Annotated in this window: 17 protein-coding genes; 7 read left to right on the top strand and 10 right to left on the bottom strand. The window is 72.5% G+C overall.

Annotation, left to right across the window (positions count from 1 at the left end; translation table 11 throughout):
• Positions 1-18 precede the first annotated feature (18 nt).
• On the top strand, positions 19-423 hold the full coding sequence (locus tag ACGF3A_RS37800) for a VOC family protein (RefSeq protein ID WP_393735050.1): 405 nt from the start codon (positions 19-21) through the stop codon (positions 421-423).
• Positions 424-456: 33 nt separating this feature from the next.
• On the opposite strand, the gene ACGF3A_RS37795 is transcribed toward ACGF3A_RS37800, so the two are convergent.
• Positions 457-1,290, bottom strand: coding sequence for an NAD(P)H-binding protein (locus ACGF3A_RS37795; RefSeq protein WP_393735049.1), 834 nt, complete (start codon positions 1,288-1,290; stop codon positions 457-459).
• Positions 1,291-1,409: 119 nt separating this feature from the next.
• Here ACGF3A_RS37795 and ACGF3A_RS37790 point away from each other — a divergent pair, with 119 nt between their 5' ends.
• Entirely contained in the window at positions 1,410-2,036 is a 627-nt protein-coding gene (locus ACGF3A_RS37790; RefSeq protein ID WP_393735048.1) for a TetR/AcrR family transcriptional regulator, read from the top strand.
• On the opposite strand, the gene ACGF3A_RS37785 is transcribed toward ACGF3A_RS37790, so the two are convergent.
• Positions 2,007-3,284: an MFS transporter gene (locus tag ACGF3A_RS37785; RefSeq protein ID WP_393735047.1), complete on the bottom strand. Its 1,278-nt coding sequence runs from the start codon at positions 3,282-3,284 to the stop codon at positions 2,007-2,009. The genes ACGF3A_RS37790 and ACGF3A_RS37785 overlap by 30 nt on opposite strands.
• Positions 3,281-3,694 (bottom strand): MerR family transcriptional regulator, encoded by a 414-nt coding sequence (locus tag ACGF3A_RS37780; protein WP_393735046.1) that lies wholly within the window; start codon positions 3,692-3,694, stop codon positions 3,281-3,283. The genes ACGF3A_RS37785 and ACGF3A_RS37780 overlap by 4 nt, the downstream gene beginning before the upstream one ends.
• Before the next feature lie 188 nt (positions 3,695-3,882).
• Here ACGF3A_RS37780 and ACGF3A_RS37775 point away from each other — a divergent pair, with 188 nt between their 5' ends.
• Complete coding sequence (locus tag ACGF3A_RS37775; protein WP_393735201.1) at positions 3,883-4,275, top strand: VOC family protein; 393 nt, start codon at positions 3,883-3,885, stop codon at positions 4,273-4,275.
• Between the two features lie 10 nt (positions 4,276-4,285).
• Here ACGF3A_RS37775 and ACGF3A_RS37770 read toward each other — a convergent pair whose 3' ends face one another.
• Both ACGF3A_RS37770 and ACGF3A_RS37765 read right to left on the bottom strand, forming a co-directional pair.
• Entirely contained in the window at positions 4,286-6,199 is a 1,914-nt protein-coding gene (locus ACGF3A_RS37770; RefSeq protein WP_393735045.1) for an MFS transporter, read from the bottom strand.
• Between the two features lie 105 nt (positions 6,200-6,304).
• Positions 6,305-9,493, bottom strand: a complete 3,189-nt coding sequence (locus tag ACGF3A_RS37765) for a serine hydrolase (RefSeq protein WP_393735044.1) — start codon at positions 9,491-9,493, stop codon at positions 6,305-6,307.
• A 192-nt stretch (positions 9,494-9,685) separates the two neighbouring features.
• Between ACGF3A_RS37765 and ACGF3A_RS37760 the strand changes: the two genes are divergently transcribed.
• The 3 genes from ACGF3A_RS37760 to ACGF3A_RS37750 all read left to right on the top strand — a co-directional run bounded on the left by ACGF3A_RS37760 (position 9,686) and on the right by ACGF3A_RS37750 (position 12,066).
• Complete coding sequence (locus ACGF3A_RS37760) at positions 9,686-10,456, top strand: GPP34 family phosphoprotein (protein ID WP_393735043.1); 771 nt, start codon at positions 9,686-9,688, stop codon at positions 10,454-10,456.
• A 365-nt stretch (positions 10,457-10,821) separates the two neighbouring features.
• Positions 10,822-11,682: a helix-turn-helix domain-containing protein gene (locus tag ACGF3A_RS37755; RefSeq protein WP_393735042.1), complete on the top strand. Its 861-nt coding sequence runs from the start codon at positions 10,822-10,824 to the stop codon at positions 11,680-11,682.
• A 189-nt stretch (positions 11,683-11,871) separates the two neighbouring features.
• A complete protein-coding gene (locus ACGF3A_RS37750; RefSeq protein ID WP_393735041.1) occupies positions 11,872-12,066 on the top strand; it encodes a DUF397 domain-containing protein in 195 nt (64 codons plus the stop codon).
• 148 nt (positions 12,067-12,214) lie between these two features.
• On the opposite strand, the gene ACGF3A_RS37745 is transcribed toward ACGF3A_RS37750, so the two are convergent.
• Positions 12,215-13,054 (bottom strand): hypothetical protein, encoded by an 840-nt coding sequence (locus ACGF3A_RS37745; protein WP_393735040.1) that lies wholly within the window; start codon positions 13,052-13,054, stop codon positions 12,215-12,217.
• Between the two features lie 67 nt (positions 13,055-13,121).
• Here ACGF3A_RS37745 and ACGF3A_RS37740 point away from each other — a divergent pair, with 67 nt between their 5' ends.
• Entirely contained in the window at positions 13,122-13,892 is a 771-nt protein-coding gene (locus ACGF3A_RS37740; RefSeq protein ID WP_393735039.1) for an SDR family oxidoreductase, read from the top strand.
• A gap of 204 nt (positions 13,893-14,096) precedes the next feature.
• Here ACGF3A_RS37740 and ACGF3A_RS37735 read toward each other — a convergent pair whose 3' ends face one another.
• The 4 genes from ACGF3A_RS37735 to ACGF3A_RS37720 form a co-directional block, all read right to left on the bottom strand.
• Complete coding sequence (locus ACGF3A_RS37735; protein ID WP_393735038.1) at positions 14,097-18,236, bottom strand: hypothetical protein; 4,140 nt, start codon at positions 18,234-18,236, stop codon at positions 14,097-14,099.
• A gap of 103 nt (positions 18,237-18,339) precedes the next feature.
• Entirely contained in the window at positions 18,340-19,434 is a 1,095-nt protein-coding gene (locus ACGF3A_RS37730; RefSeq protein ID WP_393735200.1) for an ADP-ribosylglycohydrolase family protein, read from the bottom strand.
• Between the two features lie 169 nt (positions 19,435-19,603).
• Positions 19,604-22,213: a bifunctional FO biosynthesis protein CofGH gene (locus tag ACGF3A_RS37725; RefSeq protein WP_393735037.1), complete on the bottom strand. Its 2,610-nt coding sequence runs from the start codon at positions 22,211-22,213 to the stop codon at positions 19,604-19,606.
• A gap of 71 nt (positions 22,214-22,284) precedes the next feature.
• Positions 22,285-23,112, bottom strand: coding sequence for a TIGR03619 family F420-dependent LLM class oxidoreductase (locus ACGF3A_RS37720; protein WP_393735036.1), 828 nt, complete (start codon positions 23,110-23,112; stop codon positions 22,285-22,287).
• Positions 23,113-23,119: the final 7 nt, after the last annotated feature.

Genomic DNA, 23,119 nt, shown 5'->3' with positions numbered 1-23,119 from the left:
ACCGGAAAGAGGCCCGACATGGCTCGCATGATCTTCGTCAACCTGCCGGTGAAGGACCTGGACCGCGCCAAGGACTTCTTCACCAAGCTCGGTTACGAGTTCAATCCCCAGTTCACCGACGACAACGCGGGCTGTCTCGTCCTCGGCGAGAACATCTACGCGATGCTGCTGACCGAGCCCTTCTTCCAGGGCTTCTCCCAGCGGGACCTGCCGGACAACATGAAGACCACCGGGACGATCGTCGCGCTGAGCGCGGAGAGCCGCCAGGAGGTCGACGAGTACGTGGACCGCGCTCTGGCGAACGGCGCGACGGAGGGGCGCTCCGGGGTCGACGAGGGGTCGATGTACGGCCGCAGCTTCCACGACCCGGACGGGCACCTGTGGGAGTACATGTGGATGGACCCGTCCGCCGTCGAGGGCTGAGCCCCGCCGGAACCCCGCCGGAACCCCGGCGGCTCAGCGGAAGTCCGCGACGTGGTCGCGGGCCCATCGCGCGTAGGTGCGGGCCGGGCGGCCGGTGATCCGTTCGACCTCCGGTGACACCTCGGGGTGCGTGTCCACGCAGCGGGCCGCCAGGTCCAGCAGCGTGTCCGCGACATCGCCCGGCACCCCGGCGGCGGTCATCGCGGCGCGCGCCTCCGCCGCGGGGATCTCCTCGAACCGCACGGGACGTCCGAGCGCCTCGCCGATCAGCCGCACCTGTTCGGCCTTGGTCAGCGCCTCGGGCCCGGTCAGGACCGGGGCCTGTCCGGCGAGTCCGCCGGTGAGCAGGGCTCGTGCGGCGACGGCGGCGACGTCGTCCTCGTGCAGGGGGACGGAGCGCGACCACCCGTAGGCGTCCCGCACCACCTCGCCCGCGCGGATCTGCGACGCCCAGCCCCGCGTGTTGACGGCGAACACGTCGGCGCGCAGATGCGTCCACTCCATCCCGGACGCCTCGACCTCCGCCTCCAGTTCGTGGTGGTGGCGCGAGATCGGGTTGTCCGCGGGCATGTCGAGCGTGCCCGTCACGGAGGACGAGGAGAGCGCGACGACCCTCCGTACCCCACTCTCGCGCGCCTGCCGCAGCAGCGGTCCCGCGCCGCCGTCCCAGACGACGGCGGCGTTCAGGAAGAGGGCCTCGACGCCGTCCATGGCCGCCGGATCGTCCGTACGCGCGGCCTCCACGCCCTCGGGGAACCGGGCCGCCGCCGGGTCGCGGGTCAGCGCGCGGACCTTGGCGCCCGCCGCGGCCAGTTCGGCCACCAGCGGGCGTCCGACGTTCCCCGTCGCGCCTGTCACCAGAAACACATGTCCTCCTCGGTGGTGCGGTTCATCGGTCTCTTCAATCGGCTCCCGTACTTTCATCCATCGGGTTGAAGTTGTCAAACGGTTGGATGAAAACGCGGAGACGCGGCTACCCTGACCCGGTGACGACGGAGCGAGAGCAAGGGCGCGAGCGAGAGAGAGCCCAGAACCGGACCCGGCGCGCGCCCGCGCCCGGCGAGCGCAGGCAGGACGCCGAGCGCTCGCGGCGGCTGCTGCTGGACGCGGCGAAGGAGGAGTTCGCCGCGAAGGGATTCGCCGGGGCCCGGGTCCAGGACATCGCCGACCGCGCGGGCCTCAACAAGCAGCTCATCTCGTACCACTTCGGCGGCAAGGAAGGCCTCTGGAACGCGCTCACGCAGCAGTGGCTGGAGCACGAGAAGGCGCTCGACGAGCCTGAGGTGCCCCTCGACGAGGTGGTGGAGCGCTATCTGCGCGCCCAGTTCGCCGACCCGCGCGGCCCCCGCCTCAGCGCCTGGGCCGGACTCACCGGCACGGCGCCCACCGGCCCGGACGAGGACCTGACCGGCATGGAGGCGCGCCAGGCGGCCGGGGAGATCGGTGCCGACCTCGACCCGGCCGCCGTCCTGCTGATGCTCACCGGCGCGACCGCGGTGCCGCTCGTGATGCCGCAGGTCGCCCGCGCCATCTGCGGGCTCGACCCGGACTCCCCCGAGTTCCAGGACCGTTACGCCGAGCAGCTACGCCGCATCGTGCGCCGCCTCGCATGACGCCGACGTCGGCGCTGGCCCTGGCGCTGACCCTGGTCCTGGTCCTGGCGCGGGCGCGGGCGCGTCCGCCGCGACCCGGCGCGCCAGCCCGTACGACCCGGCGAGCAGCACCGTCGCCACCGCCGGGACCCAGGCGGCCTCGCCGCCCCCGATCTTGAGGATCAGTCCGCCGAGCGCGCTGCCCACGCCCGTGCCGAGGTACATGGCGGAGATGTTCAGCGCCATCGCCGTCGTGGCCGCCTGTGGCGCGATGCCCATCAGGACGCCCTGCGCGGGCGGGTTGAAGGCCCAGGCCACCACCGACCACGCCCCGACCACCAGCACGAGCCCCGCCAGGACCCACACGCCCCCGCCGCCAGGCCCGGCCAGCCCCACCCCCGCGGCCGCCGCCATCGCGAGCACGTGCCCGCCGACGGAACGGCGCAGCGTACGGTGCGGCCCCCAGACGTCCACCGCGCGCCCGCCCAGCAGCGCTCCCGCGACGCCCGTGACGCCGACGAGGAAGAGCGCCCCGACGACGAGGGGCCGCGCCTCCTGAGCCGTCCGGTCCGCGACGTCCGCGACGTAGGGCGCGAGATAGCTGTAGAACATCAGGCCGCCGGTGGCGCCGACGAACGTCACGCCCAGCAGCCGTACGACCGGCAGGCTGCGCAGCGGCGCCAGCCGTTCCCGCAGGGGTGCCGCCGCGCCGCCCGGCAGGTCGGGCGCGGTCGCCCGGACGGCGACCGCGGCGACCGCGCCGACCGCCGTGATCAGCCAGAACGTGCTGCGCCAGCCGTACGCCCCCGCCAGCCAGGCGCCCAGCGGCACCCCGGTGAAGAGCGCGACGGTGATCCCCGCGACCACCACCGACAGATACCGCCCCTGCCTGCCCTCCGGCGCGCCCTCGGCGGCCACCGCGAACGCCGCCGAGGTCACCACCGCCGCGCCCACCGCCGACAGCACCCGCGCCGTGAGCAGCACCGCGTAGCCCGGCGCGAGCGCGGCCAGCGCGTTGGCGAGGGTGAAGACCACCAGTCCGGCGACCATCACCGCACGGCGCGGCAGCCGGTCGGTGATCAGCGAGAGCAGCGGGGCGCCCAGCGCGTAGACGACGGCGAACGCGGTCACGAGCTGGCCCGCGGCGGCGACCGGGACCCCCAGGTCGCGGCCGACCTCCGGCAGTACGCCCGCGATCACGAACTCGTCCGTCCCCGCGGCGAGCAGGACCACGAACAGCACGAACAGCCACCCCGGCAGCCCTCTCACGAGGCGCCCTCCCCCGCCTCGTGGGCCCGTTCCGCGAGCGCGCGCAGGTGCGCCAGACGGCCCGCGATCTCGCCCCGGTACTGCTCCAGTTCGGCGGCGCGCTCGTCCAGGACGGCCAGCCGCTTCTCGTACATCCCGATGGCGTGCGCGACGTCCTCGCAGGCCAGGAAGTCCGCGTGCTCCTGCTGCAGGCACGGGGCCACGTCCTGGATGTCCTCCAGGGTGAGCCCGGCTGCGAGGAGGTCGCGCACGTTGCGGACGCGGTCGACCGCGTCCTCGTCGTACTCGCGCCAGCCCTTCGGGGACCGGCGCGGGTGCAGCAGCCCGTGCTGCTCGTAATGGCGAAGGGACCGGCGGCTCGCTCCTGTGCGCTCCGCGAGCTCACCGATCTGCACAGCGACTCCGTTCATGGCCGTGACCGTAGGTACTGACACCCGTGTCAAGGTCAACCCCGGCGGGCGGCGGGGTCTTCCGGGTCTTACGTCGTAGGACCGGCCTAGGCCGAAGGGCCGAGCCGGAGGGTGAAATTCCACGCGGTGGGCGGGAGTTGAGCACAGTGAACGCGACAGCACCGAGCGTCACCAAGGAGGAGTCCACCATGGCCATCGACCTCAACCACACCATCGTGCACGTCAGGGACAAGAAGGCGTCGGCGGAGTTCCTGGCCGGGCTGCTCGGCCTCAAGGTGGAGCCCGAGTTCGGCCCGTTCCAGCCCGTGCTCACCAGCAACGAGGTCGGCCTCGACTTCATGGACGTGGAGGGCGAGATCGTCCCGCAGCACTACGCGTTCCTGGTCTCCGAGGACGAGTTCGACCAGATCTTCGGCCGCATCAAGGACGCGGGGCTCACGTACTACGCGGACCCGTCCCGCTCACGCCCCGGCGAGATCAACCACAACGACGGCGGCCGGGGCGTCTACTGGCTCGACCCCGACAACCACGTCCTGGAGATCATCACGAGGCCGTACGGGAGTGGTGGCCGCCAGGGCTAGCCGCTATCCGCTAGCCGCCACCGTTGCCCGCCGTGTCCTGATCCTTCTGCTCATCCTCCCCGTCAGGGCACGGCGTCCCGCGCGGCAGCTTGTACGGCGCCGCGATGCGGTACGTGCCGGGGCGCGGGGCCTCCAGCATCGTCCAGGTGTCCAGCACCGGGTCGTCCTTGCCCTCGGGCGGCCGTCCGCCGAAGGTCGGCTCGGCCTTGCGCAGGCACCCGTGCTCGTTCGCCGAGGGCCACTCCGGCGGCTGGATCCGCTCGCCGTCCTTGTCGACCAGGCCGAGCCACGGCGAGTACGGGACGCGGACGAGGACCGGCCCCTTCTCCCGTACGCGCACGGTCACGCCCTCCGCGTCGGCCCGCTTGACCGTGGCGGGCGGCGCGGCGAGCGGCGTCGGGTCGGAGACCTTGTAGAGCCGCCAGTTGGCGTCCGACCAGATCTCCTTCAGGAACGGCAGGCCCTTCTTGACGAGCCGCGCCTCCTCGATGCCGCCCGAGATGTCCGGGTCGTCCGAGGGCAGCACCACGTAGTGCACGGCCCAGCGGCGCAGCCACTCGTGGTACTCGTCGGCGCTGAGGTCCTTCTCGTAGAAGAGCGGGTTCCGGTCGAGGTCGGCCTGCCGGTTCCAGCCGCGCGCGAGGTTGACGTACGGCGCGAGGGCGGACGCCTCGCGGTGGCTGTTGACCGGTACGACCTCGACCCGGGCCTTGGCGGCGTCGCGCTGCTTGAGCTGGTGCACGAGCGGCGCCAGCTCGCGGGCCCAGGAGGCGTCCGGGGTCGTGTGCACGACGTCCCAGGTCGGCTTGGCGATCTGCCAGCCCGCCGTGACGATCAGCGCGGTCACCATCGCCACGCCCTTCCACGACAGCCACGCGCGCCGCCCCGGCCCCATCACGACGGGGATGGCGGCCAGCAGGGCCACGGTCGCGAAGAGCAGCCCGAGCCGCTCGACGTTCGAGCCGACCTGCGAGGGGATCAGCCAGGTCAGCACGATCCCCACGGCGTAGATCGCGCCGCCGAGCCGCACCGCCATCCACCGCTTCGGCATCAGCAGCACGGTGACCACCGCGCCCAGCACGGGGAAGATCAGCGAGACGAAGGGCATCGGCATGTTGCCCTGGAAGGGGAAGAGCAGCGCCGAGACGGCCACCACGGCGGGCATCGGCACGGCGAGCGCGAAGGCGGCGGCCCGGCGGCGCTGCAGCAGCAGCGCGGCGGCCACGACCTCCAGGAAGAGCCCGGCGACGGGACTCGCGGCCGTCGCGAGCGCGCCGCACAGTATGGCGACGGCGGCCCGTACGTACCGCTGCGACTTGCTCCCGGGACGGAGCCAGCTCTCCGGCCAGGCCCAGACGGCGACCACGGCGGCGAGCCCGAAGAAGACCCCGAGCGCGAAGGTCACGCGCCCCGAGGCGGCGTTGCACGCGAAGGCGAACGCGCCCCACAGCGCGGGCGGCATCGGCCTCTTGACGCTGGGGATGCGCGTGAGCAGCCAGGCCAGCAGCCCGGCCGAGAGCACACCGGAGACGATCAGCGTCGCGCGGACGCCGATCACCGCCATCAGATACGGCGAGATGACGCTGTACGAGACGGGGTGCAGGCCCCCGTACCAGGCCAGGTTGTACGCCGAGCCCGGGTGGCGGCCCGCGAACTCCGCCCACGCGTCCTGCGCGGCGAGGTCGCCGCCGCTGCTGGCGAAGAACCAGAACCAGACGAAGTGCAGCACGGTCGCGCAGGCCATGGCGGCCAGCGCGACGTTCAGCGCGGGCGGCAGCCGCCGGAAGGGGCCCCAGGGGCCGCGCCGGGAACCGCGTGCGGGTAGGCGAGTGGACAGCCCGGCGTCTCCTGCTGGGCTGTCTGTCTCACCGGCGGCTTCGTCCTCGTCGTCCTCGGACGTCCAGGGCCGCTGCACAGTGGTCACTGCGCTTCTTCTCCCCGTGCGGCTGCTACGAACTGCCGACGTTACCGGACACCCGCGGGAACACGGCCCGCGGGTGTCCGACGGATCACAGGATCCGGCCCAGGATCACAGGATCCTGGTCAGCTTCGAACCGAAGCCCGGCTCGGTCATCGGCTCCTGGAGCGCCACCGGAACCTTGACCTGTCCCGGCCCCGCGCCCACGGTCAGCGTGCCGACCTTGTCGCCCTTCTCGCCGGTGTGCGGGATGGACTTGTCGCCCTCGGTGAGCCCGAGCTTGACCTTCAGCCCGGACCAGCCCACTGCCGTCACGTCCTTGGTCGCCACGACCGGCGTCTCGCCGCCGAGCTGGTCGTCGACGTGCCCGACGACGTCGCCCTTCTTGACGACCTTCCGGGCCTGGAGCGCGTCCTGCCCGGCGTCTATCAGCTTCTTGCTCTCGCCGAGCACCGTGTCCAGGATCGACGGCTTGTACTGCCCGAGCACCGCGCCCACGATCAGCTGCTTGGTGCCGCCGATCTCCTTCTCGGCAGCGAACAGCAGGTTGCCGCCCGCCTTGGTGGTGGTGCCGGTCTTGATCCCGACGACGCCGTCGAGGGGGACCAGCTTGTTCCAGTTCGGCTGGGTCTTGCCGTTCAGGTCCTTGTACTGCGGCTGCTTCACGATCTCCCGGAAGAGCGGGATCTCCATGACCTTCTTGCCGAGCTTGACCTGGTCGGCGGCGGTGCTGCGGGTCTCGGCCTTCAGACCGCTGGGGTCGGTGTAGGTCGAGTTGGTCATGCCGAGTTCCTTGGCGGCGTCGTTCATCTTCTTGACGAACGCCTTCTCGGAACCCGCGTCCCAGCGGGCCAGCAACCGCGCCACGTTGTTCGCGGACGCGATCATGATGGCGTTGATCGCTTCCTTCTCGGTGAGCGTCTGGCCCTTCTTGACGTCGACCGTCGACTCGTTCTGCGCGCTGAGCCCCGCGTCGTCCTCGGCCTTCTGGTCGACCGGGATCTTCGCCCCGGTCGTGCCCTTCTTCACCGGGTGGTCACGCAGGATCACGTAGGCCGTCATGACCTTCGCGACGCTCGCGATCGGTACGGGCTTCTCCTTGCCGTACGAGCCGAGCGAGCCCAGCCCGTCGACGTCGACCACGGCCTGCCCCTCGGACGGCCACGGCATGGAGGGCTTGCCGCCCGCGAAGCCGTACGTCTTGGAGGCGGTCATCTCCAGCTCGGCGGCGGGCAGCGGGCGTACCGCCTGGGCGACGACGAAGAGCACCAGGAGCAGCAGCGCCAGCGGCGTCCAGATCTTGACCCGGCGCGTGAGCGTCCGGATCGCCGTCTCGGGCGGCGGCGGGGTGTTGGTGAGCTGCGCGAGCAGGTCGAGCGGCTGCGGCTGCCCCCCTGCGGCGGGCTGGCCGCCGTCCGGCAGCGGCTGCTGCCGGGTCCGCTCGACCTCGTCCGGCTGAGCCTGTGGCTGAGGCTGCGCCTGCGACTCCGGCTGAGCGGCGGGCTTGCCCGGAGGCTGCGGCGGCCGGGGCGGCTGCGGCGGCTGCGCGGGCGCCTTCTTGGGCTCGGCCTTCGGATCGGCCTTGGACTGGGCCTTGGACTCGGCCTTGGCGCCCTGCTTGGGCTCCAGCTTCGGCTGCGCGGGCTTGCGCGGAGCGTCGGTGGACTTCAGCGGAACGAACTGGCTGGTCCTCTCGGACTCCGACTCCTCCTCGCGCCGGTACGGGGCACGGGGATCGGCCTTGGGCCTGTCCGTGGAGGGGAGCTTGAGGACGGTGGTGTTCTCGTTGACCGACGGCTTCTCGTCGGACTTCTCCCCGTCCGCCCCCTTCTTCCGCTCTTCCCTGTCCTCCTTCGGATCCTTCTCTTCCTGCGGCTTCGTCCGGAAGGTCGCGGTGGGCTGGTCGACGGCCTTGTTCTCGCGCGCCGCCTTCTCCCCCTCGGCCGGCTTCTTCCCGGCCTTCTCCTCCGGGTCCGAGGTCTTGGCCGCGGTCTTCGGCGCACCGAAGAACGCGGTGGTCAGACGCTCGGCACGCTCGGCGGCGTCCTCGACCTCGTCCTTCGGGCGCAGGACCCCGAACATGGCCGTGGGCGGATCGCCGTCGTCGCTCTTGTCCGGCTTGCCACTCTTCGGCTCCCGCACGGGAAGATCGCCGGACGAAGGGCCGGAATCCGCCCCCTCCGCCCCCCGCGCATCGGCCTGACCGCTTCTTACGCCTTCACCGGCATTGCCACGCTTGACACCTGTGGCGCCATTGCCGCTCGTAGCACGCTCGTCACCCTTGCCCTGCTTGGCGCTCGCGGCACCTTCGTCAGCCTTGGCGGACTTGGCGGACTTGGCGGACTTGGCGCCGGTGGCACCTTCGTCACCAATGCCTCGCTTGGCACCCGCAGCACCCTGGTCGCCCTTGCCACGCTTGGCGCCTGTGGCGCCTTCGTCGGCCTTGGCGCGCTTGGTGCTCGCAGAACCACCGCCGGTCTTGGCGCCGCCGGCATCCTTCGCGCCTTCGCCGCCCTGTTCGCCGCCGGGGCCCTCATCGGCCTTGGCACGCCCGGCGCTCACGGCACCTTCGTCGGCCTTGGCGCCATTGGCACCCTTCGCACCCTTGGCACCTTCGCCGCCCTTGGCGCCCCGCGAGCCGTCGGCACCCTCGTCAGCCTTGGCGCCGTCGGCACCCTCGCCGACCTGGCCATCCGACGCACCCTCGGCGCCGTTGGCGCTCGTTGCACCCTTGGCACCCTCGGCTCCGCCGCGCCCCTCGGCCGCCTTGCCCCCCTTGCCGGACTTGCCAGACTTGTCCGTCTCACCGGAATTCACGGAATCACCGGAATTATCACCCTCGCCGGAATCATCGAGCCGGTCGCTCTTGCCGCTGCCGCCTTCGCGGGCGACCCAGGCGGCCACGGCGGACTTGAGCCGCTCGTCGCCCTCATCGCCCCCGTCGCCGCTGGCGCCGCCCTCGCGGCCGTCCTCCGCTTCCGGGTCGGATTTCCCGGGGTCGGCGCTCCCGTCGCCCTCAGTGGGCGTCGAGGCGTCCTCCGGGGCATCCTCGGGGGTTACGTCCGCCCCCGCCGCGCGCTCCTGCGCGCCCCCCTCGGCCGTCTCCTCGGCAGTTTCCCCGGCCGTCTCCTCGACGGCCTTCGCCGGGGCCCCCGCGTCACGTTCGTTTTCGGCCGTGTTCTCGGGGCGCGCAACCCCGTCACCGCTCTCCGTCGTCTCCCCCGACGACCTCTCCCGCTCCACCTTGTCGGGGGACTCGCCCGCCACCGATGCCTCCTGCTGATGCTCGCCCGTCGCCATACCAGTTAACAGTGTCCTGTGCACCGCGGCCGCCACCCGGTGTGGCGACGCTCCTCAGAGTCGACCTCTGGCCTCCCCTACCGGCAGACGAGAACGACATACCTACTGGTTCCCGCCCATAACACCCGCGCACTCTCGACAGACCATTGTGAGAGGGGTCACCCTGTCATTCATCCACGCGGGGAGGCATGGATGGGCAGGAGCCGCAGAACAATTCCGGAGGAGCTTCTGTTGCTCGCCTTGGACCCGGCCACGGGCACCACGGCGCAGCCTCAGTCGCTCGACCTCGGCCTGGCCGGGGCCCAGCTAGTGGAGCTGGCTCTGGCAGGACGGATAGCCCCTGATGGGGATCGTATCGCCGTGGTGCTGCCACGGCCGACCGGAGATCCGACGCTGGACTCCGCACTGGAACTGCTGCGCAGGCGCGGCAGTCCCGTGCGCGCTGTCCACTGGATCGGCGGGCCCCGGCTGGGGCTTCGCCAAACCTATCTCACGCATCTGGAGCGCTGCGGCATGGTGCATGCCGTTTCCGGCCAGATGTGCGGGGTGTTGCCGACGACTCGCTACCAGGCGACGGAGACGGCCATCAGCCGGGAGATCAGGACCCGGCTGGATTCCGCGATCCGCACCGGCGTACCGCCGGACCCGCGGACGGCGGCGCTCGCAGCGCTGGCGCACGCGGTCGGCCTCGGCAAGCACCTCTATCCCGGGAACGAGGGGCGGTCGTGCCGCTCCAGGCTCCGGGATCTGATCAGGCACGACCCGATGGGCGGCCTCGTCGCGCACGCCGTGATGGACGTGCAGAACGGTGTCGCGGCGCAGCCGCGGCGGGCACCGGGCGGCGGAGCGGCAGGACGTCCCGCACCGGCACGTGCGACGGCGCCACCCGCGCCGGCTCGTCACGTTCCGGAACAGGCACGGCACGCGACGGCGGGCGGCATGGCCCGCGCCGGAGTGCGCTGAGCCCGGCGGGCTGTCACACCCCCGGCAAGACAGCACCGCGGGGTACGGAACCGTACGTACCGACAGCACGAGCGTGACGTACAGACAGCACGAGTACGGAGCGCACTCGACGCACCACCAGCACCAGCATCAGCACCACCAGCACGCGATTCCCTTGTCCGCAAGACCATTCCGGGAGCCGCTGAGACGTGCGGGGTGGCGGTCCGGCCGCCGAGGACGACGGCCGGATTGCCACCCCGCGCGTGCGCTTTCTGAGCCGACTGCTGTACTCGGGCCCGCACTCTCTGTTGCCATTTGCCAGCGGTGGTGCACATGTTGGTGGCAACCTGCTGGAAGTAGTCGTACTTACGCGGAGGTGCGGTCCCGTGGCGTCGAACGTCAATCCCACAGTCCGGCGACGCCGACTGGGCCAGGAGTTGCGCCGCCTGCGTGAGCAGAGGGGCATGACGGCCGAGGAGGTCGCGGACCGGCTGCTGGTGTCCCAGTCGAAGATCAGCAGGCTGGAGAACGGACGGCGCAGCATCAGCCAGCGCGACGTACGCGACCTGTGCGGGGTGTACGAGGTCGAGGACCGCCGGATAGTCGACTCCCTGATGCAAATGGCGAAGGAGTCGCGCCAGCAGGGGTGGTGGCACGCGTTCGGCGACATCCCGTACAGCGTCTACATCGGCCTGGAGACGGACGCCGCCTCGCTCCGCGTCTACGAACCCCAGGTGGTCCCGGGCCTGTTGCAGACACCGGCGTACGCGGAGGCCGTCGTCGCGGGGGCGCTCCCCGAGGCGAGCGGCGCGGACATCGAGCGGCGTGTGCAGGTGCGTATGCGGCGCCAGGAGCGGATCCAGGAGGGGCGGCATCCGCTGCGGCTGTGGGCCGTGCTCGACGAGTCGGTGCTGCGGCGCGAGGTCGGCGGCAAGGCGACCATGGCCGAGCAGCTCGAACACCTCAACACGGTCTCGCGGCTGCCGCACATCACGCTCCAGGTGATGCCGTTCTCGATGGGCGCGCACCCGGGGGTGAACGGGCAGTACGCGATCCTGGAGTTCCCGGACGCGTCGGACTCGACCGTCATCTACCTGGAGGGCGTGACGAGCGACCTCTACCTGGAGAAGGCGAACGACGTGCAGAGCTACAGCGTGATGTACGAGCATCTGCGGGCCCAGGCGCTGAATCCGGACCAGACCCGGGAGTACATCGAGAAAGTGGCGAAGGAATACGCCAGAGGCTGAGGCCTCCCGCACACCCTCTCCTTCACACACCTGCTCCTGGGCCGGGCCCGGAGGTTACACCCCGTCAGAGTCCGGTGTGAAGAGCTGCCTGGAATATGCCATCCGGTCGAGTGAACGACCGCTTCGTGGCCCGAAATTGCCGCGTAATGTCACCCACACGTCACGAACAACCGGAACACCGGAGCAGACATGTCTATTCAGCAGGGAACGACCCACAAGTGGACCAAGTCGAGCTACTCCGCGGGGAACGGCGCCTGCGTGGAGGTGAGGTCCCCCGAGACGCGCGTGGTCGCCGTGCGCGACTCCAAGGACACCGGCCTTCCGGCGCTGAGCTTCGGCCCGGACGCGTGGAGCGGCTTCGTCGCACGCGTCAGCCGCGGCTGAGTCGCGGCTGAGTCGCGGTTGAGCGGCGCCTGAGCGCGTCGTTCGACGTCACGCAGGAAGTCACACAGGGAGTCACACAGAAGAGCCCTCTCGACTGGTCGCCGTCCCGGCCGAGGGGGCTCGGCCCTTCCCGCGCAAGCCTCCCCGCTCAGCGCAGCTCGTCCACGTACATGTCCGTGCCCGGGATCGTCGGGACGAACGGGGCCATCAGTTCCACCCGCCCCAGCCCCGACCCCGCGACGTCGCCGCCCAGGCCCGCGAAGCTCTCCTCCCAGCACTCGCGCGGATCCGCCTCCAGGAACCAGAGCAGCGTCAGCCGGGTGTCGACGCCCTCGACCTGCTTCACGTACGTCATCCGGTCCCCCGGCAGCGGGGTCGGCCGGAACACCGTCACCATCGCCGACGCCGAGCCCTTCAGCCGGGCGGGCAGGTGCTCGTCGCGCAGCCACTCCAGCAGCTCGGCGCGCTGCCCCGCGTCCGCGCTGTCGATCACCTCGACGACCAGCCCCTGGTAGGGGTGGTCCAGGGCGTGGAAGTCCCTCGGGCCCTTGTCGGCGTCGCGGTAGAGCGTCGCCTCGTGGTTCTGGAAGCTCGTGAAGACGTGGGTGCGGTCCTGGTGGACGCGGTCGTCGCGGTTGAGGCGCTTGTTGATGGCGACGGTCCACTTCATGTGCTCGTCGTAGCGGCCCTCCGTGATCCAGTACGTCGAGATGTAGCACCCGGCGGTGACCGGCCGGGCGACCGCCGAGTCGGCCGGGTAGCGCAGGAGCTGGAGGTCGCGGGTGGCCACCCAGCGGCGTCCGGCGTAGATCCAGGGCATCGCCATGGCGCCCGCGATGTAGTGGTCGTCCTCGTACCAGCGGTTGTAGGCGCGTTCGTGGCCCGGGTGGGGCTCGACCATGGTGATGAGCGCGTGTCCCGGGCGTACGCCGTAGGGCCCGACGGCGGCGAGTTCGGCGTACGTCTCGCTCCGAGTCTCCTCAGACATTCCCTCTCCTCCCGTCTCCCCCTACGGTGTATCTGACTTGCCGTCAGATAGCGAGAGGCGGGACGCCATGCTGCTGCGTGACAGGACCGTGGTGGTGTCCGGGGTCGGGGCGGGCCTCGGGCACCGGGTCGCCGCCGCCTGTGTGCGCGAGGGCGCGCGGGCCGTGCTCGGGGCGCGGACGGCGGCGAACCTCGCGCGGTGCGCCGCCGAGATCGACCCGGGCGGCGACCGTACCGCCCACCTCGCCGTGGACATCGCCGACGAGAAGCAGTGCGAGGCGCTCGCCGCGCTGGCCGTCGAGCGGTTCGGCGGCATCGACGCGGTGGTCCATGTCGCCGCCCTCGACACGGTGATGGGCGGCCTGGAGGACGCGGACTTCGAGGAGTGGAGCCGGGTGCTCGACGTCAATCTCCTCGGCACCCTGCGGATGACCCGCGCGTGCCTGCCCGCGCTGAAGGAAGCGGAGAGCGGCTCGGTCGTCATGATCGGCACGCAGTCGTCGGTGGCCGCGCCGACGCAGGTACGGCAGGCCGCGTACGCGGCCTCCAAGGGCGGCCTGGTCTCGGCGATGTACTCCCTCGCCCGCGAGCTGGGCCCGTACGGCATCCGCGTCAACACCGTTCAGCCCGGCTGGATGTGGGGCCCGCCGGTGCAGGGCTTCGTCGCCGCCAGTGACGACGGCGAAGCCCTGCTGGCGCGGCTGAACGGCCGTATGGCCCTCCCGGAGATGGCGACGGACGGCGACGTCGCGGAGACCGCCGCCTTCTTCGCCTCGCGGCGGGCGAAGGGGGTCACGGGCCAGTGCCTGCTGGTGAATGCCGGCGAGGTCATGCGCTAGGCCGTGCCTGCGGTTGCCCTCGTCTCTGGGCTGGGCAGGGGCTGCCCCGTGCGGTGCGTTGCAGTCTGCGGCTGTGGTCGTGGCTTGCTCGCGCAGTTCCCCGCGCCCCTGAGGCCTCAGGGGCGCGGGGAACTGCGCGAGCAAGCACCCACAACCCGCAGCCTGCGACACACAGGCAGAGGCAGCCCCTGCGCAGCAGGCTCGCTACGCCGGGTGCGCTGACACCCACGCCCGTTCGAACAGCTCCGGCACCGGGCACGACGGCACCGCCGCCATGTGCGCCGTCGAGCGGTGCTCGGCGGTCAGGGGGAGCAGGGCGCGCTTGGCCGACTCGAACGGGAGGCGCGGCGCCTTGGTCTCCTGCCAGTGGCCGCGCAGGAACAGCGTGCGGCCCGCGCGCGGGCGGGAGGTGCGGATGACGAGGCCCGTGCCGTCGAGCGCGGCGCAGGCCGCCTTGAAGCGGGCGGGCTTCCAGCCCGTCCACTCCTTCACGTTCCGGTCCGTGGGGTCGGGGAGCGCGAGCAGCATCAGGTAGAGCGCCGCCGCGTCCTCGTCCAGGCCGTGGCGCTCCGCGCACTCCGTCACCAGGTGCGGGACCGAGCGCGCGGGGTGCTGCTCCCAGCCCTGGGCCGCCGCGGCACTCTCGGCGGCCAAGTGCGTGCCCAGCGCCGCGAATCCGTCGTCCAGGAGCAGCCGCAGGTCCGCGAGCGCGGGCAGTCCGGCGGGCGTCGGCAGCCACTGGGACGGCAGGGCGGAGTCGAGGTAGGTGTCGAGAGAGTCCAGGAGCGGGTCGTCGGCGCCTTTCAACAGGGCCGGGTCGACGCGCAGATGGCGTATCTCGTACGTCTCGTCCTCGGTCACCGTGACCGCCTCGTGGGCCAGGAGCGCGTCGAGGGCGGGCGGGGCGCCCATCAGATAGTTGCGCTGGAGGGAGAAGAGGTGCAGCGGACCGGGACCGGACGCCAGCTCCTCGCGGAGCCGGGCCATCGCGGCGCCGAGGGCGGGGCGCAGCGGGTCGCCCGCCGGGGTGCGGTAGGCGAGCCAGGCCGCGGCGCGGGGCAGCGCGAGCAGCTCCGACTCGCCCGCGAGGCCCGAGGGGTCGGGGTCCAGGCAGGCGGCACCCGAGGCGACGCGGCCCAGCAGTGCGGGCAGGCGCAGCACGGGCCAGCCGTCCTCGCCGTACGTGTCGAGCGAGTCCCGCTCCCGCCGGAGCGGATTCTCCCCCTCCGGCGCCTTCGTCTCCTTGGTGGCGAGGGGCACCAGCGCCTGCGGCACGGGAGACGGGACGCCGATCTCCTCCCGCCACCAGGCCACCGCGCGTGCGACGTCGGGCCCGGAGGTCCACAGCGTCTCCGGGTCGTCCGGCAGCAGCCGCTCGCCGAGTGCGGCGGCGCGGTCGGGGGCGAGGGATTCACGGAGGGTGTCGTGCGCCCACTCCCCGTCCTTCTCGCGGATGCCCCACTTGCTCAGGTCGGCCCCGCGGTGGCCGGAGTTGAGTCCCATCGGCGCGTCCTGGTGCGGTGCCGCGGCGGCCCGGCCCGCGAGGATGTGGGCCGCCTCGGCCGCCGAGAGGCCCGTGCCCTCCGCCAGCGCGAGCGCGTCCTCGGGGCGCGCGGGCGGCCTGCCGCGCTCCTCGTACAGCTCGGCGAAGCGCCGGAACCACGCACCGGGCCGCACGGGCTCCAGCACGTACGCGTCGAGGAGCGTCGCCCCGGCGGAGGCCAGCGGTCCGTCCTCGGGGAAGACGCCGTCCGGGGCGTACTCCAGCAGTGCGCGGCGCGTTCCGTGCCGCCAGCCCACGACGACGGCGGCGGACGTCGGGGTGCGGAACACGTTGCCGATGGAGGCCTGATCGTAGGTGGCCTTGGGCAGTCCCTCGGCCTCGGGGACCTCGCACCGGGTGACCCGCCAGCGCCCGTGGTCCCCGGTGACGAACGGGTAGGCGGCGTAGGCACGCAGGGCGTTGAACGACGGCGTGCGATCCGGGCCCTGGACCGCGGTGCGCAGGACGTGCATGGCGGCGTGCGCGTGGACCTCGCGGAAGGAGAGGTCGTTCCGCCCCGGCGTCTCGATCTTCGCCACCGGCGCGCTCAGATCGATGTCCCCAGCCGACTCCCCGGACCCGGCCAGCGCGCGCAGTTCCTCGCAGACCCGGACCACGGGATCCTTCGGCTTGGGGGGCACGGGCTTCGCGGCGTCCTCGGGGGTGAGGCGGTCGGCGAGGGAGGCGAGGCCCGCGCGGCAGTTGGCGGCCCTCACCAGCGCCAGGTACGCCGCCCCGGTGGCCTCCTCGTCCGGCGCCAGCTCCGGCAGCTCCTCGCCGAGGACGGCGCGATTGGCCCGCACGTGCTCGCGCTCGGTCACCCACTCGGGCTCCAGCTTGTCGATCGCGGCCGCCACGCGCTCCCGCGTGATGGCCGCGGGGAAGCCGGGCAGCTCCGCCAGCGCGTCCATCAGCGGCGGCAGGACGTCCGCGGCGGCGAAGTCCGCCGCCGCCTCCGCGTCCCTGAGCACCTGGGGCACGGCCACGCCTACGTGCACGAAGCGGCCGAGGAGCAGCGTCAGCTCCTGGAGCCCGGGTCCCGCGCGGAGCCGTTCCCGCTCACTGGCGCACCAGGCGCGCATCTCCTCGCGCCCGGCGGGGTTGGCGAACAGCTCCGGGATGGACCGCCAGCCCTTGCTCTCGTGCGGCTGGTACCAGGCGTTGTTGCCTCCCATGTCGTTGTACGTCATCTCCAGGGAGCCGCGCATCCGGGCACGCAGCTCGCGTCCGTACCGCTCGTCGGCGGCGAGGTGGGCCAGCTCGGGGCGGTGGGCCATCCTCACGTAGCTCAGCAACGCCGGGCCCAGGGCCTCGGGTGGATCGCAGACGGGCGCCCCGTGCTCCAGGAGGACGTCGATGAGGTCGAGCACGATCGCGTCCTTCTCGCGCTGGACCTTCGCCAGGAAATGGAACTCGACCGGCACCCCGTCGGCCTTGAGGCGCGGCGCGACCAGCTCCGCCACCTCGTACAGCTCGGCGGGCGGGCCGTTGTGCGGGTCGTGGTGGCGGGCGCAGGCCGCGAGCCAGCGCGCCGCCTCGCCGTCGGGCAGTCCCGGCTCCTCGCCGGTGAGCAGCGCGAGCGCGCCCGTACGGTCGAGGAGCTCGCGCCAGAGCTCGCCGGCCGTGCCCCAGCCGTGCGGGCGGAGCCGGAGCGCGGCGTGGGCGGCCTCCGGGCCGCGGGCGCGCAGCAGCTCCATGGCGCGGCCCTTGAAGCAGGCCTGCCACAGCTTGTCGTCGTCGAGCGACATGCCGTTCGCCGAGGCGATCGCGTGGAGGCAGTCGGCCAGCGTCTCCTCCGGGTCGAGCCGGGCGGCCTTCGCCATCTTCCGTACGTCGGCGGCGAGCTGGGGATACAGCTCCTGTGTCCCGGCCAGCCGGGCGAGGACGAGCGCGCGGAACCGGGCCACGTCCTCCGGCCCCGCGTCCCCCGGCTTCCCCGTGCCCATCAGCTCGCGCGCCCGCGCACGCAGGACGGTGGCGGAGAGGGCGCCCCCCTCGGCGTACGTGAGATAGCGCGCGTCGAGCCAGCGCTGGTCCACGTCGCGGGCCTGGAACTGTTCGAGCTTGCGCGCCCGGCCGAACCAGGCCGTCGCCATCGCCGGCTCCCCCTTCGCCAGCGCGAGGTCCGCCACCCCGTCGAGGAGGGTGATCTCCAGCGCGGGCGCGGTCTGGTCGAGGCCCGCGAGGACCCGGTCGATGTCCTTCTTGGCGGGGTACAGCCAGTCGTGGGTCTCCTTGCGCAGCTCGCTGATCTTCTCCAGAACGAGCGTCTCCATGCCCGGGTGCGCGGCGAGCGCCCGCTCGGGGAACGGCAGTTCGCCCGCGGCCGGGTCCGGGATGCCGGTCGCGAAGAGCCCGTCCGGCTCCCAGTCGTCGGCGCGCATCAGCGTGTCCCGGTACGGGACGAGGGCCTCGCCGAGCAGTTGCGTACGGACGAGGCCCAGCGGCCCGGTGTACGTACGGGCGAAGAGCGTGTCGTCCTGCTCCCCGTCCTCGGGGCGCTCGTCCGTGACCGGCACGCCCTCGTCCTCCAGCACGTCCCGCCAGACGGGATCGGCCTCGGCGAGGGCGCGGGGCGCCTGCTGTCCGGCCTCCGCCCACTGGCGGGCGAGGGCGCGGCACTTGTCGCGGTGGCCCTTCAGCACTCTGCGCGTCTCGTACAGCGTCCAGGTCTCCGGGATGGTGGTCCTCAGCTCCCGGGTCTCCTTCTTGAGCTGATGGCCCGATGTGCCGTAGAAGACGAGCTCCAGGTCGTCCGTCAACTCGACGCTGTAGCCGTCCCTCTCGATACGCGCGCGCATACGGCGCCGCCCTCCCCCGTGTGGATGATCAACCGTTCCGCACAGCGTAGAGGTGCCCGCTGACAACGGAACGGCGCCCTCCGTCAGGGCCCCCGGGGGCCCGTCAGGCCCGGGGGTAGCGGGAGAGCCAGGCCGGGGACGCCGCCCCCGGGCCGTGCAGCGCGGGGCCCTGGGTCATCTCCATGGCGAAGTCGTCGGCGAGTTCGAGGACCGTCGCGCGCCCCTCCAGCTCCGCGACCCAGCCGGGCGGCAGGGCCGTCTCGCCGTGGATGGTGCCGAGAAGATTGCCGCAGATCGAGCCCGTGGAGTCGCTGTCGCCGCCGTGGTTGACGGCGAGCAGCAGCCCGTGCCGTACGTCCTCGGCGACCAGCGCGCAGTAGACGCCGATGGCCAGCGACTCCTCCGCCGTCCAGCCCTCCCCGAGCGCCTCCACTCTTTCCGGTGACGGCATCCCCTGCCGGACCGCGCCCAGCGCCTGCTTGAGCGCCTCGGTCGTCTCCTCGTGCCCGGGCCGCGCAGCGAGCTGCGCGAGGGCGCGCTGCACGGCGCCGTCCAGGGCCTCGCCGCGCGCGAGGGAGTGGATGATCGACGCGAACGCGCCCGCCGCGAGGTATCCCGTGGGGTGGCCGTGCGTCTGCGCCGCGCACTCCACGGCGAGCTGGAAGACGAGCTGCGGCTCCCACCCCACCAGCAGTCCGAACGGCGCCGAACGCATCACCGTCCCGCACCCCTTCGACTGCGGGTTCTTCGGCTTGTCGAGCGTGCCCATACGGTCGTCCGCGAGCCCCGACAGACAGGCGTTGCCGGGCGCGCGGCGCGCGTACAGCCACTCCTCGCGCGCGAGCCAGCCGTCCTCGTCCCGCCGCTCGTCGGGCCCCCAGTCGCGCTGGGTCGCCGCCCAGCGGAGATACGCGGCGTGCAGGTCCGTGGGCGGGTGCCAGGCGCCGGTGTCCCGGCGCACGTGGGCCCTTATCAGGCCGTCGACCGTGAAGAGCGTCATCTGCGTGTCGTCGGTCACCGCCCCCCGGCGGCCGTACGCCGGAACGTAATCCGTGACGCCCTGTTCGCCCCACTTCAGTTGGATCTGCTCCAGCGAGTCGAACTCGATGCCCGCGCCGAGGGCGTCACCGACCGCCCCGCCCAGCAGGCAGCCCCGCACCCGGCTCCGGAAGTCCTGCTGCTCGGCCCGGCCCCAGATCGCGACCGCCGGGCCCGCACCGCTCCCGGCCCCGGCACCGCTCCCGGCACCAGCGCTCTCCGTCTCGGTCACGCCCCGCCCCTCCCTCGATACGCCCCCCTTGTCCGGGCGGCACTCTAACTGAGACGGGGTGTGCCGGACATGGGCCCATGTCCGGCACGTACGGGCCCTACTCCAGCACCGGCAGCAGTTCCGGAAGGTGGCCGTCCGAGTCGTGGGCCGCGCGCCGGCGTTCCTCCGGGACCGGGCCGTACGAGGTCGTGCGGGGGCGGGAGGGGCGGCCCGCCTCGTCCGCGATGGCGACAAGGTCGCGGACCGAGCGGTACGAGCCGTAGGACGAGCCCGCCATGCGGGAGATCGTCTCCTCCATGAGCGTGCCGCCGAGGTCGTTCGCGCCGGAGCGGAGCATCTCGGCGGCGCCCTCCGTGCCGAGTTTGACCCAGCTCGTCTGGATGTTGGGGATCCAGGGGTGGAGGAGGAGGCGGGCCATGGCCGTCACCGCGCGGTTGTCCCGCGTCGTGGGGCCGGGGCGGGCGATTCCGGCGAGGTAGACCGGGGCGTTCGTGTGGATGAAGGGGAGCGTGACGAACTCCGTGAAGCCGCCCGTCTCCCGCTGGATCTCCGCGAGCAGCCGCAGGTGGCCCAGCCAGTGGCGGGGCTGGTCCACGTGTCCGTACATCATCGTGGAGGACGAGCGCAGGCCCACCTCGTGCGCGGTCTTGATCACCTCGACCCAGGTCGCGGTCGGCAGCTTGCCCTTGGTGAGGATCCAGCGGACCTCGTCGTCGAGGATCTCCGCAGCCGTCCCCGGGATCGAGTCGAGGCCCGCCGCCTTCGCCTCCGTCAGCCACTCGCGGATGGACATGCCGGTGCGGGTCGTGCCGTTGACGACCTCCATGGGCGAGAAGGCGTGGACGTGCATCCCCGGCACGCGCTCCTTCACGGCGCGCGCGATGTCGAAGTACGCCGTGCCCGGCAGGTCCGGGTGGATGCCGCCCTGCATGCACACCTCGACGGCGCCGACGTCCCACGCCTGGGCCGCGCGGTCGGCGACCTGGTCGAGCGAGAGGGTGTACGCGTCGGCGTCCGTACGGCGCTGCGCGAAGGCGCAGAAACGGCAGCCGGTGTAGCAGACGTTGGTGAAGTTGATGTTGCGGGTGACGATGTACGTGACGTCGTCGCCGACCGCGTCCCGCCGCACGGCGTCCGCGACGCCGCACAGCGCGTCCAGCGCGGGGCCGTCCGCGTGGAGGAGGGCGAGGGCCTGCTCGTCGCTGAGCTTCGTGGGGTCGTCGGCGGCGACGGACAGGGCCTCTCGCACGTCCGCGTCGACGCGCTCGGGGGCCATGCCGGGCGCGGCCTGCGCGGCCAGCTCGCCCCAGTCCCCGTACACCTCGTCGAAGTCCTCGCGCCGGTCGCCCGTACGGCCCTCGGTGTCGATGGTGCGGTGCAGATCCGTACGCCCGACCGGGACGAACGCCTCCTCCGGCTCCTGCCAGGGGCGTCCCTCCACCGTCGCGTCCTCGCGCGCGAGCCCCGTCTCCGGGTCGGCGAGCGCGGCGACGTGCGGGCGGACGCGCGGGTCGAGCCAGGGCTCGCCGCGCCGTACGAACTCCGGGTAGACGGCGAGCCGCTCGCGCAGCGTGAAGCCCGCGTCCGCGGACTGTTCCGTCAGCTCCTCGATCTGGGGCCAGGGCCGCTCCGGGTTGACGTGGTCGATCGTCACCGGGGACACCCCGCCCCAGTCGTCGATCCCGGCGCCGATCAGCCGCCCGTACTCCCCCGCCACGAGGTTCGGCGGCGCCTGGAGGCAGGCGGAGGGGCCGAGGATGTGGCGGGCGACGGCGACGGTGGCCACCAGCTCGTCCAGCTCGGCGTCCGGCATCCCGCGCATCGCCGTGTCCGGCTTGGCGCGGAAGTTCTGCATGATCAGTTCTTGGATGCCGTGGTACGTGCGCGAGATCCGGCGCAGCGCGAACAGCGACTCGGCCCGCTCCTCGTACGTCTCGCCGATCCCGATCAGCAGCCCGCTGGTGAACGGTACGGACGAGCGCCCCGCGTCCTCCAGCACCCGCAGCCGCACCGCGGGCTCCTTGTCCGGCGAGCCGTGGTGCGGGCCGCCGGGCTCGCTCCACAGGCGCTCGGCGGTGGTCTCCAGCATCATCCCCATCGACGGCGCGACGGGCTTGAGCCGCTGGATGTCCGTCCAGGACATCGCCCCGGGGTTGAGGTGCGGCAGCAGCCCGGTCTCCTCCAGGATCCGGATCGAGATCGCCCGTACGTAGGCGACCGTGTCCTCGTACCCCTCGGCCTCCAGCCACTCCCGCGCCTCGGGCCAGCGCTCCTCGGGCTTGTCCCCGAGCGTGATCAGCGCCTCCTTGCACCCGAGGGCCGCGCCCTTCCTGGCGACGTCGAGAACCTCGTCCGGCGACATGAACATCCCGTGCCCGGCGCGGCGCAGCTTGCCGGGGACGGTGACGAAGGTGCAGTAGTGGCACTTGTCGCGACAGAGCCGGGTGAGCGGGATGAACACGCTCTTGGAGTACGTGATGACACCGGCGCGCCCGGCCGCCTCCAGTCCCGCGTCCCGCACGCGCGCGGCCGAGGCGGTGAGGTCGTCCAGGTCCCCGCCGCGCGCCTGCAGCAGCACGGCCGCCTCCCCGGCGTCGAGCGCGACCCCGTCCCGCGCCCTCTTGAGCGCACGACGCATGGCGTTGGCGGTCGGCCCGCTGGGCCCGCTGGGTCCGCTCGGTCCCTGTCCCTGCTCGTTCGAGGTCATCGTACGAGCGTAACGATCCCGCTCCGGGGGACGCCTACGCAGGTCAGGTCAGGTCGGCGGCGGCGTTCCGGTCACAGATAGCGGGCGTAGTCGTCCAGGGCGCGGAGGACCTCGCCCTCGTCGCCGTCCGGGAGCTGGAGGATGACCTCTTCCGCGCCCAGGTCGCGGTAGTGGGCGAGCTTGCCGGGGGTGGGGAGGACGAAGGCGGGGACCAGGGTGGGGGCGCCCTCGCGGCCCGCCTCTTTCCAGGCGGCGCGGAGGCGGGGGACGGATTCGGTGAGGCCCGAGCCGCCGACCGGCATCCAGCCGTCCGCGTAGGCGGCCACCGCTGCGAAGAGGCGGGGGCCCGCGCCGCCGCCGACGAGGACGCGGGGGCCTCCCGGGCGTACCGGCTTGGGGTGGGCGTGGCTCGGGCGTACGGACGCGAAGGAGCCGTCGTGGCCCGTCGGTTCCGGGGACCACAGGGCCCGCATCAGCGCCATGCGGTCCTGGACGAGCGCGCGGCGGGTGCGCCATTCGACGCCGTGGTCGGCGGCCTCCTCCCGGTTCCAGCCGAAGCCGAGGCCCAGCGTGAAGCGGCCCTCGGAGAGGAGGTCGAGGGTGGCGATCTCCTTGGCCAGGACGATGGGGTCGCGCTGCGCGACGAGGGAGACGCTGGTGCCGAGGGCGAGCCGCTCGGTGACCGTGGCGGCCGCGGCGAGCCCGACGAAGGGGTCGAGCGTGCGGTGGTACGCGCGCGGGAGCTCGCCGCCCATCGGGGGCGGGGACTCCCGGGAGGCGGGGATGTGGGTGTGCTCGGGGAGGTAGAGGCCGCCGAACCCGCGCTGCTCCAGTTCGCGCGCGAGACGGGCCGGACGGATGGACTCGTCGGTCATCAGGATCGTCGTGGAGATGCGCATCCGGCCA

It is taken from the genome of Streptomyces sp. NPDC048172, assembly GCF_043202595.1.
In the GTDB taxonomy this organism is placed as follows: domain Bacteria; phylum Actinomycetota; class Actinomycetes; order Streptomycetales; family Streptomycetaceae; genus Streptomyces.
This window is presented reverse-complemented; position numbering and strand designations above follow the sequence as displayed.